Source organism: Aneurinibacillus migulanus (genome assembly GCF_001274715.1).
Lineage (GTDB): Bacteria > Bacillota > Bacilli > Aneurinibacillales > Aneurinibacillaceae > Aneurinibacillus > Aneurinibacillus migulanus.
Genome location: NZ_LGUG01000004.1, coordinates 4,814,894 through 4,831,263, shown reverse-complemented (window position 1 = coordinate 4,831,263; position 16,370 = coordinate 4,814,894). Strand labels below are relative to the sequence as shown.

The window sequence follows — 16,370 nt, the reverse complement described above, 5'->3', positions numbered from 1 at the left end:
AATAATAACACATGAACGAATATTCAGAAGCCTGAAAAAATAATGGAAAAAGGTATTTTAGTGTAAGTAGGGAACAGGGAGATAAGAAAAAAGGCTCTATATAAGGAGAATACGATGAGAAAAGAACAGACAGGAAAAAACCAGGTGCTCCGTTTTACCGTGCCGCCTGACGTTCAGGATGCAGAAAAAAACGTGCGTAGCTTTCTGCGCGAAGATCACGGGATCTCACGCAGTTTACTGGTCGAACTCAAACATGTAAAAGGCATTCGTCTAAACGGGGCATCGACGTATCTTGATCATTCGCTACAAGCGGGCGATGTGATAGAATTACATCTTCCCGAGGAGGAATCGGAAAATATTGTACCAGAACCGATGCCATTACAAATTGTATTTGAGGATGAGGATATACTCATTGTGAACAAACCATCGAATTTATGCGTGCATCCGACCCTGCTACATCCGGATGGAACATTAGCTAATGGAGTTATTCACCATTGGCGGCTGCAGGGCATCTCACGTAAATTTCGCGCAGTTAACCGTCTAGATAAGGATACGTCCGGTTTGGTACTAATCGCTAAAAGTCAGTTCTCCCATCAGCAACTAGCTACAGTGCAGCGGCAAAACGGCATTACACGCTATTATGAAGCGCTTGTACATGGTCAGGTGAAGGAGGAAGGGGGAACGATCGATGCGCCAATTATGCGTAAAGCGGACTCTCTTATGGAGCGTGTCGTTCATGAGAGTGGTCAGTGGGCACGGACGCACTATACGGTGCTTGAAAGGTATAACGGATTTACTCATGTAAGAATCAAGCTCGACACGGGACGTACACATCAAATTCGCGTGCATATGAGTCATATCGGTCATCCATTGCTTGGAGACGATTTATATGGAGGAGAGCGGACGCTGATTTCCCGACAGGCCCTCCATTCCAGAATTCTTTCATTTCCGCATCCGCGTCATAAAGAAGAGCTTTCTTTCACGACGCCTTTGCCGGATGACATGAGTTGTTTAATCAGGCAGTAACTTCTTTACTATATACATCTGATTTGATAAATCGACAAATCTTTGTGGTGAGAGGGAAGAAAAGAAGGAGGGGCGGTGGGCGGGAGACGAACCGCCGCCCGTTTGGGGCACGGTGTGGTGGCTATCCACTCTGGATCGTACTGGATAATCAACACCCTTGAAATGTAGGTTAAATATGGAAAGGAGGAAATTGATTGTTTCCCCTATCATTTGTATAATAGAGTTATAAACTGGTACCTATGTCATGACGAGATGAAATTTGCGAATATGGAGGGATAGTAATGGAGTTAGATTCTACCAATCCGATACCGCTGCATGTTCAGTTGAAAAATGTATTAGAAAATCAAATATTGCAGAAACAGTATACGGAAAAAATTCCAAGCGAAAGAGAATTAATGGAGATGTACTCTGTTAGTAGAAGTACAGTCAGAGAAGCGGTTTCCGCTCTCGTTCGTGAAGGGATCTTAGAAAAAAAACATGGTAAAGGAACGTTTGTATCACGTAAGCCTGTACAAGAATGGCTACGGATGACCAGTTTTACCGAAACCATTAAACAGATGGATATTAAGCTATTACTTAACGAGATTGTCCCTACACCTGAAAATATTGAAGATGTAAGTGGTTTTCTTGATGAGTCCTATTACATTAAACGTCTGCGACTAAAAGAAAACGTTCCCATTGCGCTTGAGAACCACTATTATCCTCTGGAAATCGGCGAGAAATTAGCACAATACGATTTAAATAAAACCATTCTGTATGATGTGTTAGAAGATGAGCTAGGTATTCACTTCTGGGAAGCAGAGCAAATTATTACATGTGGCTATTTGCCTGAGGAAGACATAAAGCATTTAGATGTTACAGAATCTACTTGTTTGTTGATTACAGAACGTATGATTACAGCCCCGGATGGCAACCTCGTAGAATATTATAAAGGTTTTTTCCGTGCTGATATGTATTCCTTTGCAATGAAGATGTCACGAAGGCCACATCCTTTACTTTGAATGGAGAGGTCCACTTTGTTCGGTATATCTGGTTTGAATTTTCCGAATAGGTGGGCTCTTTTTTATTATGCTGACAAGTCAGTCATCTAAAGGAGGCGAGTATTATGTCATATGTAGCTGTTATGCTCCTTTTATCCTCAGCGTTTCTTCATGCTACATGGAATTTTCTATCTAAGCGTGCGGGAGGAGGAATTGCATTTGTATGGCTTTTTACTGCTATCGGGACTGTTATTTACACCCCAATTGTATGTGTGTTTCTTCTATTTAACCCATATACAGGAGAAACTATTAATTTGATATATGTAGTAGGGAGTATTCTTTTGCATCTTTTGTATTTTGTTATTTTGCAAAAAGGATACACAAAAAGCGATTTTTCTTTAATTTATCCTGTTGCACGTGGACTTGGTCCGATGCTTGTAACAATGATGGCTATTTTATTATTTAACGAAAGGCCTTCCTTAGCCGTATTTATCGGTACAGCCATCATTGTAGGCAGCGTTTTTTTTCTTACGGGAGGCATTACAATATTCAACGACAACCGGGCTTTATCAGCGATTCGTTACGGATTCATGTTAGGTATGATCATAGCTGGATATACATTATGGGATAAGTATGTGGTGAGTTATCTTTTCATCGCACCTTTATTACTGGATTATTTAACCACGCTGGGTCGCCTTATCATGTTGACCCCTGTTGCTTTTCGATCCTGGACAGATATATGCGATGAATGGAAGACACATCGGAGAGAAGCAATCGGAGTAGGTATTCTTAATTCATTAGCTTATATATTGGTCCTAAGCGCTATGGTTTTAGCACCCATTAGTTATGTAGCGCCTATTCGTGAGCTTAGTATTTTAATTGGAACAATATTCGGCATTTATTTTCTGAAGGAGGGATATGGCTGGCAACGTATTATAGCAGCAAGCACAATAGTAGTAGGAGTGGCAGTTATTATTACCGGATAAATTTTTAATAGGCTAATATTTTAGAAAATTTTAAATAGTATATTGACGCAGTCTTTTTCAGAGAGTACAATAACCATAACAACTGGTACCGACGTCATGATGTTTATATACTGGTACTGACATCGTGATAACAGTTCCAGTTCATGTTAAAAAAATACAGATATCACATTAATACAGAGGAGGAATAAAATCATGGAAAAGGTAAAATCGAAAGCGATAACAGGCAAAAAAGTGAAAATGACACCTAGCGAGGCTATCGTAGAGACTCTGGTAGCTGAAGGAGTTACTCATATTAATGGGATTTTAGGCTCCGCTTTTATGGATCTGCTAGACTTGCTTCCTGCTGCAGGCATTCGTTTTATCGGAGTTCGCCATGAACAAAGCGGCGCTCATATGGCAGATGCATATACGCGTGTTAGCGGAATAGCTGGGGTTGTCATCGGACAGAATGGTCCTGGAATTACCAACATGGTAACTTCAGTAGCTGCTGCTTATCAAGCTCATACGCCTATGGTTGTTATTTCTCCTTCTGCAGGAACCCCTACTATTGGATGGGATGGCTTCCAAGAATGTGACCAGGTTTCTGTTTTTAAAGCGATTACAAAAGAGACAGTACGCGTTACACATCCAAGCCGGGTAGCCGATTGCTTACGTACTGCATTCCGCATTGCCTATGCTGAACGCGGTCCTGTCTTGTTTGATATCCCTCGTGACTATTTCTATGGCGAACTGGAAGACCAAATTCTTGAGCCTCATCAGTACCGTGTTGATGCTCGTGGATGCGGTTCACCAGAATCTTTGGAAAGAGCGGCCCAATTGTTAAGTGAAGCGAAATATCCGGTTATCATTTCCGGACGAGGTACAGTTGACTCTGATGGTATTGACGCAGTGAGAGCGATTGCGGAATATTTAACAGCACCAGTAGCGGTTTCATACATGCATAATGATGCATTCCCGGCTAATCATCCATTAGCTGTTGGACCAATTGGTTACATGGGTGCTAAATCAGCGATGAAAACGTTAGCAAAAGCGGATGTGGTGCTCGCGATTGGTACGCGTCTATCTGTATTCGGAACACTGCCTTGCTATGATATCGATTATTTCCCGAAGACAGCGCAAATCATTCAAATAGACATTAATCCGCGCAATATTGCACGTACACATCCGATTGAAGTGGGCATTATCGGGGATGCACGGGCAGCTAGTCAAGAAATTATGAAACGATTAAAAGAAATTGCGCCAAGCAGAAAAGAAAATAGCGATCGCTTGTTAGAAGTCGCAAATGAAAAACAAGTATGGGAGCAAGAATTGGTTGACCTGGCGATGGTAGAAGGAAGTCCGATTAATCCTCGCAGAGCACTATTGGAACTTACAAAAGCGATTCCAGAAAATACAATCGTGACAACGGATATTGGAAACGTTTCTTCTACAGCGAATGCGTATCTCAAGTTTAACGAAGGTCGTAAACACATTGCAGCTCTTACATTTGGTAATACAGGCTTTGCGTATCCTTCAGCTCTTGGTGCTAAAATTGCTCAACCGGATTGCCCAGTTGTTGCGATTGTTGGCGATGGAGCATGGGGCATGAGCTTGCATGAAGTAAGCACAGCAGTAGAGGAAAATATCCCGGTTGTGGCTTGCGTCTTTAATAACGGAGCATGGTGCGCGGAAAAGAAAAATCAGGTCGACTTTTATAACAATCGCTTTGTTGGAGCGGATATTGATAACCCTGATTTTGCTGAAGTGGCACGTGCGATGGGTGCTGTCGGTATTCGAGTTGAGAAAGCCGAGGAATTGGGAGCGGTGATTCAAGAGGCGATTAAATCAAACAAACCTACGGTTATTGACATTCAGGTAGACGGCAGCCAACTGGCACCTCCGTTTAGAAAAGATGCGTTGAAAATGCCGATTCGTCTGTTGGAGAAGTATGCTCACTTAGACCATAGAAATTGGTAAAGTTACGTTGTTCTCTAGCAATTGCTCATCATTTCTTACAGAAGTGCAAGGAAACGAGAGAGGGATGAGTCATGATAAAGAAAGTAATAGAGCAAAGTAACAATTTACTATATGAGCCGGAGCTACGTACCATTCCTGTGGGCGTATCAGCCAGACATATTCATCTTTCCCTTGAACATATCGATACTTTGTTCGGAAAGGGATACGAGCTCCAGCTTTACAAAGAGCTATCTCAGCCCGGTCAATTTGCGGCAAAAGAAAGCGTGATGCTTGCCGGGCCTAAAGGCACGATAGATAAGGTAAGAATACTGGGCCCCGCTCGCGGCACTACACAAGTGGAAGTATCCCTAACTGATGCCCATCGCTTAGGGATATCTCCCCCGATCAGGGATTCAGGAGATATAGCTGGAAGCAGTCCGATTACAATCATCGGGCCAAAAGGATCTGTGTATTTAAAAGAAGGGGCAATTATTGCAAGCAGACACATTCATATGTCTGAAGAAGATGCCTGGCAGTTTCAGGTTCATGATAAGGAAAAAGTACACGTTATCTCACAGACGGAGAGACGGGTTATCTTTAGTGATGTAAAAATTCGAGTGCATGCTAATTATCGCCTAGAATTCCATATCGATACGGACGAAGCAAACGCCGCCAGGCTAACCAATCAAGATCAGGTGTGGATTTTAAAATACGAATAGTCCAGCAAGTCGCAGCAATATTCAAAAAAATTGATGAAACATGGACGTGGTAAAACTCATGATAAAGTAAATCACGTCCGTCCCTTTTATGTAATGAAAAAGGAGGGGGCCATCGTGTGGCAGGAGATAACTTGCAGACATTGTGGTGATAGATGGAGTTTTGATGTAGATTCCCGTACGATATCAAAAAATAATAGAGTTACTGTAATAGAAACCCTATGCGAAGATTGTGAAGACATGATGAACTATCTTTAATAGTAAACAATGCGTGTGAAAAGCTATATTTTTCATGAAGGAGGATAACACATGATTATAGGTGTTCCGAAGGAAATTAAAAACAATGAAAATCGAGTGGGAATGACTCCTGCTTCTGTAAGCGCATACAAAAATGATGGTCATGAAGTGCGGGTAGAGACCGGAGCAGGGGTAGGTAGCGGATTTACAGATGATGATTATGTAGCTGCAGGAGCAAATATTGTTTCTACACCAAAGGAAGCCTGGTTAGCCGAAATGGTTGTTAAAGTAAAAGAGCCTCTTCCTGAGGAGTATGAATACTTCCGTAAAGGTTTGATTTTGTATACGTATTTGCACCTGGCTCCAGAACATGAATTAACAAAAACCCTTATAGATAGTGAAGTGACTGCCATCGCGTATGAAACAATTCAGTTGGATAATGGGGCTCTTCCGCTATTGACTCCGATGAGTGAAGTCGCAGGACGTATGTCCGTTCAAATCGGGGCTCAATTCTTGGAAAAATCTAAAGGTGGAAAAGGAGTTTTACTTGGTGGTGTACCAGGAGTAGCACCGGGAGAGGTTGTTATCGTCGGAGGGGGCATCGTAGGCGCGAATGCAGCCAAGATGGCTATTGGCCTGGGTGCGAACGTTACGTTGTTGGATATTAATCCCGCTCGTCTTCGTCAACTCGATGACCAATTCCAGGGACGCTTACAGACACTAATGTCAAATAACTATAACATTGCGGAGGCTGTAAAGAAAGCTGATTTGCTTGTAGGAGCTGTCCTTATACCAGGAGCGCGTGCCCCGCGTTTAGTAACTGAAGAGATGGTTAAAACAATGCAACCCGGCTCGGTTATTGTTGACGTAGCAATTGATCAAGGGGGATCCATTGAAACGATTGACCGTATTACTACCCATAGCAATCCTACGTATGAGAAGCATGGAGTACTTCATTATGCCGTAGCGAATATGCCCGGAGCTGTTGCACGCACTTCAACCATTGCTTTAACGAATGTGACAACTCCTTATGGATTGCAAATCGCAAATAAAGGACCTAAGCAAGCGGCTCTGGATAACAAGCCTTTAGCGAAAGGCATTAATGTAATGGATGGAAAAGTAACATACAAGGCAGTTGCTGATGCGCACGGATACAAGCATGATTCGATTGATTCAATTTTGTGCAATACTCCTGTAACCATTTAGTTATTCTCATTTAAATAAAAAATAAAGAGGAGGCTACATTATGAAAGCAGAAGTGAAAACAAAAAGCCTGATTGAGCAAGACAAAGAGCATCTGTGGCATGCTATGTCACGCTATAATGAGAAAGCAAATCCAATGATTGGAACGAAAGGTGAAGGGGCTTGGTTCACCGATATTAACGGGGACAAGTATATGGATGGCGTATCGGGGCTATGGTGCTTAAATCTAGGACATGGCCGTAAAGAAATCGCAGATGCCGCTTATGAACAAATGATGAACCTATCGTATTTTCCACTAACCCTTAGTCACATCCCAGCTATTGAATTATCAGCTAAGATCAGTGAACTTCTTCAAGGCTCCTACACAACGTTTTTCTCCAATAGCGGTTCAGAAGCAAATGAAACTGCATTCAAAATTGCTCGTCAATATCATACACAAAACGGAAACCAAGGAAAGTATAAATTTATATCCAGATACCGAGCCTATCACGGTTCAACTCTCGGCGCATTGAGTGCAACGGCTCAGGCAAATCGAAGAGTGAAATATGATCCGGCAGTTCCAGGATTCCTCCACGTTCCGCCGCCGTACAGCTACCGTTCTTTATTTGGTGGGGATGCACAAGAATCGGATCTCCTGGCCGCTGATTATATTGAGCAGGTCATTAATTGGGAAGGTGCCGATACAGTAGCCGGTGTTATTCTTGAACCTTTTATTTCTGGTGGTGGTGTCATCATTCCATCCAAAGAATATTTGAAACGAGTTGCTGAAATTTGTAAGAAAAATGACGTTCTCTTAATCGTGGATGAAGTTGTTTCCGGATTTGGCAGAACAGGTAAAATGTTTGGATTTATGCATTCGGAAGGTGTACAACCGGATATTATAACAATGGCGAAAGGATTGACAAGTGGATATCTTCCGTTGGGAGCGACTGCTGTAAACTCTAAAATTTACGAAAAATTCAAAGAAAATGGTGTGGACAATCATTTGCGTCATATTTCTACGTACGGTGGACATCCGGCATCATGCGCGGTAGCGCTTAAAAATATTGAAATTATAGAGAATGAGGGCATTGTAGAGCGTGTGTCGCAATTAGGCCAATCCATTCTAGGCGAATTACGTGATTTAATCGAACTGGATAAAGTAGGAGAAGTTCGTGGGGCAGGCTTCTTGTACGGTATTGAATTAGTAGAGGATAAAGCAACAAAAACTCCTGCCTCAGAAGGGGCTATGGGAGCGATTATCGCCGCTTGCAAAAATAAAGGATTAATTATTGGTCGAAATGGTGATACCGTGCCAGGGTATAACAATGTATTAATTATTGCACCACCGCTTTCCTCAACAGAAGAAGATTTACGTTTTGTGATAGATACCATTAAATCCGTCTTATATGAGCAATCTTAATTAATGAAAAAGTCCACCTTGTTTAAGTAGAATGAAGGACGCGTAAACAAGGTGGATGCTCTCATGATAAAGTAAGCAGATGGACACGTTGGAATTTACTGAATATTCTATATATTATTTCTGCCAAATAGACATCTGACCTATCGGGATTCAAATTTGTACTTTGACAAAGGAGGAGACTATCTGTGTCAATGATTGAAACAGAATCACAAACTCAAGAAACTGGATCAGATGGACTTAACCGCAGCTTAACAAATCGTCAAATTCAAATGCTGGCTATTGGAGGAGTAATTGGGGTAGGTTTATTCTACGGCTCTGCCACGGCCGTAAAGTTGGCAGGTCCGGGAGTGTTAATCACTTTTGTCTTATGCGGTATACTTGCAGCTATCGTTATGAGGGCACTCGGTGAAATGACGGTAGAAAATCCTGTTGCCGGCTCCTTTAGCCATTATGCCGGGGAGTTTCTTGGTACTCGGATGGGATTTTTAACTGGCGGAATGTGGTGGTTTTACTGGGTAGCGACTGTCATGTCCGAGCTTGCTGCGATCGGAAATTTAGTGCAATATTGGTTCCCCTCTTTTCCGACTTGGATACCGGGGGTGATTGGTCTGGCTCTATTTACCCTTTCCAACATGCTCGCCGTACGGATTTTCGGTGAAGTAGAATATTGGTTTGCTGTTTTGAAGATTTTTGCTATCGCTGTGTTTATGGTCTTTGGTGGATTAATTATTCTTACCGGAGCTTTTAATGATGGACAAGCTGTTGGCTTGACTAATCTTTGGGCAAATGGCGGATTCCTTCCTTACGGTTGGTTAGGGGTTTTGGCGACCATTTCACTTATTGTGCAAGTCTATAGCGGTATCGAGACACTGGCTGTTGAGGCAGGAGAATCCCATGACCCTGGAACGTCAATGCGCAAAGCTTTCCGATCTGTGACCTTACGGATTTGTTTTTTCTATATCGGATCGATCCTGATTGCACTGAGTGCATTTTCATGGACGTATATCGTTGAGAGCAATGTAAGCCCTTACGTTCTCATGTTCGCGAAAATTGGCATTCCAGTGGCTGCCGGGCTTGTCAATTTGGTTATCATTCTATCTGCCCTTTCTTCTTGCAACACCGGTGTATATGGTGGCAGCCGAATGCTTTATGGTATGGCATGTAAGGGGTTATATTCCCCTCAATTTACTAGGTTAAATCGAAATCAGGTGCCTCATATGGCAGTTTGGTTGACGGCAGCTATGATTTCTATTGGAGTTGTTATTACGTATTTGGCACCTGAAAATGTGTATATTTGGATAACGAGCGCCTCTGCCTTCGCTTCATTGTGGACATGGGGTGCAATCTTGGTAAGTCAGCTGGTTTCCAGACATCGGGCCAATAAAGAGAAGAAAACACTTCAATTTGCAATGCCGCTTTGGCCCGCTTTACCTATTATTGGTTTAGTAATGCTACTCATAGCTTTTGTAGCAATTGCAACCTCCCCTTTAACGAGAGTTTCCGTATTTGGAGGGATCGGCTGGTTAGCCATTCTATCATTGTATTACGAGATTAAGCTTAAACACAAAATTCACAAAAAGGATTGGAATGATATACAGCTTGAGAGGGGCGATCTTGATGCTTCCTAGTGAAGGCTGATTAGAATGTTCTAAAATCTGATAGCATGCTTGTCTTCGGAGCTGAAGGCTGTCTTAAAAGGTCATAAAAGTGATCGTTTTTAGACGGCCTTTTCTCTATTCTCTCCTAATTCTTCGTCATCTTTAGTTTCTATATAAGATGTCAAAGATTCGTGAACATTACGTCTGTTATCTTTACCGTCTGCCAGGAACGAAGTAACATTAGAAACGGTAAGAGGAGGCGTGAGGAAATGAAAACGTTCATACGTATGAGTCCTTTTCTGTTAGTGATCATAGGTCTTTCGGTATATAATTATTTAATTTCATCAGAAGCGCTCCATGGAGACAATGAAGAAATGAGAAGACAGTTTATCATATTGGAAATTATTATTCCTTTCGTCGGAAGTCTCGCAGCGCTGCAATTTGAGAAAGCGAAGAAGAACCGATTTATGTTCGGGATGTTTGGTTTTTTTGCTGGCTTTCTTATCTCGCTTGATTTATTTGTATTTGTAATGATTAGAGGAATGAGCAATTAGTCAAAAAAGGCCTTATTTGGTTTATCAATCAAATAAAGGCTCTTTTTTTTCCTTTCCTCAACAAACGCGTTAAAGCAGAAAATTCAACATATTCACTATTTTTATTTTTAAAAAATCGAATATTTCGGTTAATTTTTTGCTTTAAAGTAAAAGAGAACATGCTATAATGAATCTACTTGGTGCATGAGAGTGTTAAATAAAACAAAAGTCCGAGCAGGGGGGAATATTCGTGGTGAAAAAGAAGCGTTGGTTTGGAATTCTTCTTGCAGCGATGATGGTGCTGCTTGCTGCCTGTGGCGGGCAGACTGCTAGCCAACAGGCTGGAGAAGGGGAAAAGAAGACAGAAGCAGGTGCGGAAGGTGAGAAGAAGTTTAAAGTAGGCATTTCGCAGTTTGTGGAACATAAGGCTTTAGATGCGGCACGAGAAGGGTTCATTAAAGCTTTGAAAGAAAATGGGCTAGAAGAAGGAAAAAATCTCGAGATTGATTATCAGAATGCACAGGCTGATCAGTCAAATACGAATACAATCGCACAGAAATTCGCAGCGTCCAAACAAGATTTAATTCTAGCTATTGCCACACCGAATGCGCAGGCATTACTGCAAAATGTGAAGGATACGCCGATTCTATTTACAGCCGTATCTGATCCCGTAGGCGCCAAGCTTGTGGATAACCTGGAAAAACCGGGCAAGAACATTACAGGCTTTTCTGATACACCGCCGGATGCAATTCCAAATACGATAAAGTCCATTAAGGATTTCTTCCCGCAGGCGAAAAACGTAGGTATTATTTATAATAGCGGGGAAGCGAATTCAGTTGCAAATGTAAAGGCCGCAAAAGAAGAGCTGGAAAAATTGCAGCTGAAGCCAGTGGAAGCGACTGTAACGAATACAAGTGAAGTAAAGCAGGCGAGTGAATCATTGGTCGGCAAGGTGGATGCGATTTATGTGCCACAGGACAATACGGCGGTAGCTGCATTGAAAACAATTGTGAGCACAGCAAATAAAAACAAAATTCCTCTGTTTGTGGGTGAACTTGAATCTGTCCGCAGCGGCGGCTTTGCGGGTGTAGGTTTCGAATACTCTGATATCGGATATGATACCGGCCTGATGGCTGTAAAGATTCTGAAAGAAGGAGCTAAGCCAGGAGAGTTACCAATCGGCTATCCGAGCAAGCTGACCCTTACTATCAACAAGGAAGCGGCCAAGGAACAAGGTATTGATATCGATAAGCTTCCGAAAGAAGCAATGGACAAATGGAAGCCACAATGGATTGAGAAAACGGAAACAAAATAATCAAGAAAAGAAAATGTAAGCAGGTCCTTTTTAGGATAAGAAACAGAATTTTTTGTTTCTTATCCTAATCCTGCTGCATGTATTACACACAACGTTAGAGGAGCAGGTGAAAGGAGGACGCTATGGGTGTAGGTGTAGCGTTACAAGGTTCAATTGAATCGGGATTTATTTTTGCTATTATGGCACTTGGTGTATATTTAACATTTCGAATTTTGGATTTTCCCGATTTAACGGTAGATGGTAGCTTTGCTACTGGTGGTGCTGTCGGAGCAACGATGATTACGGCAGGATTTGCCCCGTTCATGTCTACTGTTTCTGCGCTTTTAATCGGTCTAGTAGTCGGGGCCATGACGGGCATTCTGCATACAAAAGGGAAAATTAATGCCCTGCTATCAGGGATTTTGTCTATGATTGCTCTTTATTCCATTAATCTTCGGATTATGGGAAAAGCAAATGTTCCATTGTTGGGTGAAGATACGCTGTTTACGCAAATCCAGGGGGTCCTTTCTGCACTGGGCGACTACGGTGTACTGGTGGCGGTTGCAGTGATTGCGCTTGTCATCAAATTTATCAATGACTGGTTTCTTCACACGGAAGTGGGACTTGCGATTCGTGCGACAGGCAATAATCAGCGTATGATTCGCAGCTTCTCTGCCAATACGGATACAACCATTATTATCGGGTTAAGTATTTCTAACGGTATGGTTGCCTTATCCGGCGCGTTGTACGCTCAATATCAAGGTTTTGCAGATGTATCTATGGGAATCGGGATGATTATTATCGGTCTTGCTTCCGTTATTATCGGAGAAGCGATTTTCGGTAACCGTACGATTGTACGTGCAACATTTGCTGTTATCGGGGGAGCGATTATTTACCGTATGGTTGTTGCGCTTGCTATGCAGGTTGGCCTTGATCCGTCCGATATGAAATTAATGACTGCGTTAATTGTAATTATTGCGCTGATAATGCCACGCATTTCTGCTGGCTATAAAGAACGAAAGCGCCGGGCTGCACGTATAAAAAATCGTGAACAGCAGTCAAGGGTATTGGAGAGAGGCGAGGTGAAGAAGCATGCTTAAGCTAGAGGATATCTATGTAGTCTTTAACGAAGGAACCGTGGATGAGAAGATAGCCCTTAACCATGTAAATCTTCATCTAAATCCAGGTGACTTCGTTACGATTATTGGTAGCAATGGCGCTGGAAAGTCAACGTTGATGAACATTATTTCAGGTGTGCTTAAGCCAGACCATGGTATAGTGGAAATTGACGGAGTGAAGGTTAATAATCTTCCTGAATATAAGCGTGCGCCGATGATTGGCCGCGTATTCCAGGACCCGATGGCTGGGACAGCGCCGGCCATGACAATTGAGGAAAACCTTGCCTTAGCGTATGCACGCGACAAACGGCGTACGCTGAGCAGAGGAGTTAACACAAGGCGGCGCGATGAATTTCGGACATATTTGGAGACGCTGCACCTTGGATTGGAGAACCGCTTAAGCGCGCAGGTTGGGCTTTTGTCCGGTGGTGAACGGCAGGCGTTAAGTTTGCTAATGGCTACATTCACTAAACCGAAGGTGCTTCTGCTTGACGAACATACAGCAGCGCTCGATCCCGCACGCGCCCAACGGATTACCGAGTTGACTGAAGAAATTGTCGGGCGTCAACAACTTACGACATTGATGGTTACACATAATATGCAACAAGCACTTGATTTAGGTAATCGTCTAATCATGATGGATAAAGGTTCCATTATTCTTGATGTTCCATCAGAAGAGAAGAAAAATCTGACAATAGAACGATTGTTGGCCGAATTCCAGCGCTTGCGCGGGGAGAAGTTCACCAGCGATCGGGCGGTACTTGCATAGAATAAACGTAAAAAATCCCCGAGAAACTTCGGGGATTTTTTACGTTTAATGGATAAGAAAGTGCTTGGCACCAGCCAAGTTGTCTTTATCCTGTGAAGCGTGTGGTGCGGCGGGCAAAAAAGACCGACAATATCCACGAGCTTTTCTTAGTGTGTATTTTTTTCCAGTTGTAACGCCAGACGGCGATTTTCCCGTTTCTTCCGATACAATTGCAGTGCATAAAAGACAAGTGCATAGCAGATTATAGCTACGATCGTACCATTGGTGGCGCTTCCTACTAAAAAGGCGACCCCTTTCTCTTTTACGAATTCCCATAAAGCGACAAGGCCCATATGACCCATGTGTCCATGGGCTGCTGCCCCAAATTTGCTACCCACCAGCATATTTCCAACACTCAGGTTTGGAACGAAAAAGATGGGGAGTACAAATTTGCCCATGACAAATCCAATGAGCGAAGCAGCAAAACTACCGCGAATTAATAAATTTAAGGGGTATAGAAGTAAAAACGCCGAACCTAGAGTAGGGAGCGTAATAAATTCAATGAAAATCCCGAGCGCAAAGCTACGAGCCACAATGGAAGGAGCTCCTTTGGACCGAAGCAGCTTAACGTATTGATACTTCACTTTTCGATAAAGTTTTCTCCACATGTGGATTCCTCATTTCTTGTCTGGGTGCCTGTACAATTGTTGCTACTATTTACCCCGATTCGATGGGCAGTAAGACCCTCGATACGTGTAACGAACCATCAGTGAGGGAACAGAACCCCAAGCTGATGGAAGTTTTACTTTATTATAACGAAAATGTGTAAAGGGTGTTAGTATGCCTTTGATTTTTATAGTATCATTAATTGTGTAAGTATATAAGAAGATAATGCTGAAAGAGGAGGCGCTATAGATGTCTGATATCTTTACCCCATTTACGCAAAAAAATGTATCCTTGCGCAATCGGATTGTCATGTCACCAATGTGCATGTATACCGCGGAAGATGACGGAAAAGCCACTGACTGGCATTATGTACATTATGGTACACGCGCAGTAGGCGGAGTCGGGCTTGTGATGCAGGAGGCGACCGCAGTAGAAGCTCGTGGTCGGATTAGCCATCAAGATTTGGGAATATGGAGTGACGAACATATTGAACCGCTGGGCCGGATTGTCTCGTTTGTTAAAGCGCAAGGAGCGGCAGCAGCCATCCAACTGGCACATGCTGGACGTAAAGCAAGGCTTAACGATACGACGATTGTAGCGCCGAGTGCGATCCCTTTTGATGAGGAATCCCAGGTTCCACATGAGCTGACAGAAGCCGAGATTGATGACGTCGTAGAAGCATGGCGTCAGGGTGCGCGCCGAGCGCGGGAGGCCGGATTTGATATCGTGGAAATTCATGGAGCGCATGGCTACTTAATTAATGAATTTTTATCTCCCTTGTCTAACAAACGAACAGATAAATACGGAGGCGATATAAAAAGTCGTTGCTTATTCCTTACACGGGTTATCGAAGCGGTTAAACAAGAATGGCCTGAAGAAAATCCGCTTTATCTTCGTCTTTCTGCGGTAGACCATGCCGAGGGAGGACTGACGATTGAAGATAGCGTAGAAATCGCAAAAATCGCAAAGGAGGTCGGTGTTGATCTGATTGACTGCTCGTCCGGTGCAATTCTTCCTGTTGCCCCTAAGAAAATTTTCCCCGGATACCAGGTCTCATATGCGGAGACCATCCGCCGCGAAGCAGGCATAGCTACAGGCAGCGTTGGACTTATTGAAGAGCACACACTAGCGAACGAAATTATCGGAAATGAACGGGCGGATCTCATCTTTTTGGGGAGAGTGCTTCTACGCAATCCATATTGGGTGCTACAGGCTTCAAAAGAGCGGCATCGTGAATATGCAGGACCGCGTCAGTACGAGCGTGGATTCAAGTGACATCCTCTCGCCATTTTACATAGCGAGCTTTCCTGAAGAAGTCAATTCGCATTTAGTCATAAAAGGAAAGCATTTCGGCTTTTTTTGCCGGAATGCTTTTTTGCTGTTTATAAGTGGGTACAATATATATATGATTTGATGAGATGTCAAAATCAAGCGTAATTTATATAGATAATTACAGACTATAGATACAGGGAGAGATGCCATGATTCAATTGGCAATTGAAAGTGAGGAAGATATCATTGTCGCAGCATCATTCGGGAGGTCGCTAGCGCGGGAAATGGGGTTTTCCGTAGTAGATCAGACGAAGATTACCGTAAGTATATCTGAGTTGACGCGTAACGTGATTAATTATGGAATAAGAGGTTACATCCAGTTTAAGAAGAGTGAACGATGCTTGGAAATAAGGGTTCAGGATGAGGGACCGGGCATCCAAAATATTAAAGAGGCGATGCAGGACGGCATGACTACGGGTAACGGATTGGGACTGGGGCTATCTGGTACGAAACGGTTAATGGATGAATTCCATATCGAAAGTAAAGTTGGGGTAGGAACTTGTATTATCATTAGAAAGTGGCTCCCGGATCAAGATGATAATCAGGATGGGTAGGTAGAGCCATCCCGTCCTGCTTGTTTTTTGGATGGAACCTTTC

16 protein-coding genes are annotated in these 16,370 nt (G+C 42.9%); 15 read left to right on the top strand and 1 reads right to left on the bottom strand.

Going from position 1 to position 16,370, the window contains the following annotated elements; genetic code table 11:
* Window positions 1–114: 114 nt before the first annotated feature.
* The 13 genes from AF333_RS25145 (at window position 115) to AF333_RS25090 (ending at window position 13,797) form a co-directional block, all read left to right on the top strand.
* A complete protein-coding gene (locus tag AF333_RS25145) occupies window positions 115–1,026 on the top strand; it encodes an RluA family pseudouridine synthase (protein ID WP_043068146.1) in 912 nt (303 codons plus the stop codon).
* A gap of 23 nt (window positions 1,027–1,049) precedes the next feature.
* Window positions 1,050–1,187 (top strand): hypothetical protein, encoded by a 138-nt coding sequence (locus AF333_RS36320; protein WP_235496987.1) that lies wholly within the window; start codon window positions 1,050–1,052, stop codon window positions 1,185–1,187.
* 120 nt (window positions 1,188–1,307) lie between these two features.
* On the top strand, window positions 1,308–2,027 hold the full coding sequence (locus AF333_RS25140; protein WP_043068145.1) for a GntR family transcriptional regulator: 720 nt from the start codon (window positions 1,308–1,310) through the stop codon (window positions 2,025–2,027).
* Window positions 2,028–2,131: 104 nt separating this feature from the next.
* Complete coding sequence (locus AF333_RS25135; protein WP_043068144.1) at window positions 2,132–2,992, top strand: DMT family transporter; 861 nt, start codon at window positions 2,132–2,134, stop codon at window positions 2,990–2,992.
* 192 nt (window positions 2,993–3,184) lie between these two features.
* Window positions 3,185–4,948 (top strand): sulfoacetaldehyde acetyltransferase, encoded by a 1,764-nt coding sequence (gene xsc, locus AF333_RS25130; protein WP_043068143.1) that lies wholly within the window; start codon window positions 3,185–3,187, stop codon window positions 4,946–4,948.
* A 71-nt stretch (window positions 4,949–5,019) separates the two neighbouring features.
* Window positions 5,020–5,646, top strand: a complete 627-nt coding sequence (gene pduL / locus AF333_RS25125) for a phosphate propanoyltransferase (RefSeq protein ID WP_043068142.1) — start codon at window positions 5,020–5,022, stop codon at window positions 5,644–5,646.
* A 306-nt stretch (window positions 5,647–5,952) separates the two neighbouring features.
* Entirely contained in the window at window positions 5,953–7,086 is a 1,134-nt protein-coding gene (gene ald / locus AF333_RS25120) for an alanine dehydrogenase (RefSeq protein WP_043068141.1), read from the top strand.
* 40 nt (window positions 7,087–7,126) lie between these two features.
* A complete protein-coding gene (locus AF333_RS25115) occupies window positions 7,127–8,485 on the top strand; it encodes an aminotransferase (protein ID WP_043068140.1) in 1,359 nt (452 codons plus the stop codon).
* A 191-nt stretch (window positions 8,486–8,676) separates the two neighbouring features.
* Window positions 8,677–10,113, top strand: coding sequence for an amino acid permease (locus AF333_RS25110; protein WP_043068311.1), 1,437 nt, complete (start codon window positions 8,677–8,679; stop codon window positions 10,111–10,113).
* Between the two features lie 239 nt (window positions 10,114–10,352).
* On the top strand, window positions 10,353–10,637 hold the full coding sequence (locus tag AF333_RS25105) for a hypothetical protein (RefSeq protein ID WP_043068139.1): 285 nt from the start codon (window positions 10,353–10,355) through the stop codon (window positions 10,635–10,637).
* 232 nt (window positions 10,638–10,869) lie between these two features.
* Complete coding sequence (locus AF333_RS25100) at window positions 10,870–11,931, top strand: ABC transporter substrate-binding protein (RefSeq protein WP_235355996.1); 1,062 nt, start codon at window positions 10,870–10,872, stop codon at window positions 11,929–11,931.
* A 122-nt stretch (window positions 11,932–12,053) separates the two neighbouring features.
* Window positions 12,054–13,010, top strand: a complete 957-nt coding sequence (locus AF333_RS25095) for an ABC transporter permease (RefSeq protein ID WP_043068138.1) — start codon at window positions 12,054–12,056, stop codon at window positions 13,008–13,010.
* A complete protein-coding gene (locus AF333_RS25090) occupies window positions 13,003–13,797 on the top strand; it encodes an ABC transporter ATP-binding protein (RefSeq protein ID WP_043068137.1) in 795 nt (264 codons plus the stop codon). The genes AF333_RS25095 and AF333_RS25090 overlap by 8 nt, the downstream gene beginning before the upstream one ends.
* 146 nt (window positions 13,798–13,943) lie before the next feature.
* Here the strand turns inward: AF333_RS25090 and AF333_RS25085 are convergent, their stop codons facing one another.
* On the bottom strand, window positions 13,944–14,444 hold the full coding sequence (locus AF333_RS25085) for a DUF2062 domain-containing protein (RefSeq protein ID WP_043068136.1): 501 nt from the start codon (window positions 14,442–14,444) through the stop codon (window positions 13,944–13,946).
* Between the two features lie 247 nt (window positions 14,445–14,691).
* Here AF333_RS25085 and namA point away from each other — a divergent pair, with 247 nt between their 5' ends.
* Together namA and AF333_RS25075 are read left to right on the top strand one after the other, a co-directional pair.
* Window positions 14,692–15,717, top strand: a complete 1,026-nt coding sequence (namA, locus tag AF333_RS25080; protein ID WP_043068135.1) for an NADPH dehydrogenase NamA — start codon at window positions 14,692–14,694, stop codon at window positions 15,715–15,717.
* A 205-nt stretch (window positions 15,718–15,922) separates the two neighbouring features.
* Window positions 15,923–16,327, top strand: coding sequence for an ATP-binding protein (locus AF333_RS25075; protein ID WP_043068134.1), 405 nt, complete (start codon window positions 15,923–15,925; stop codon window positions 16,325–16,327).
* Window positions 16,328–16,370 lie beyond the last annotated feature (43 nt).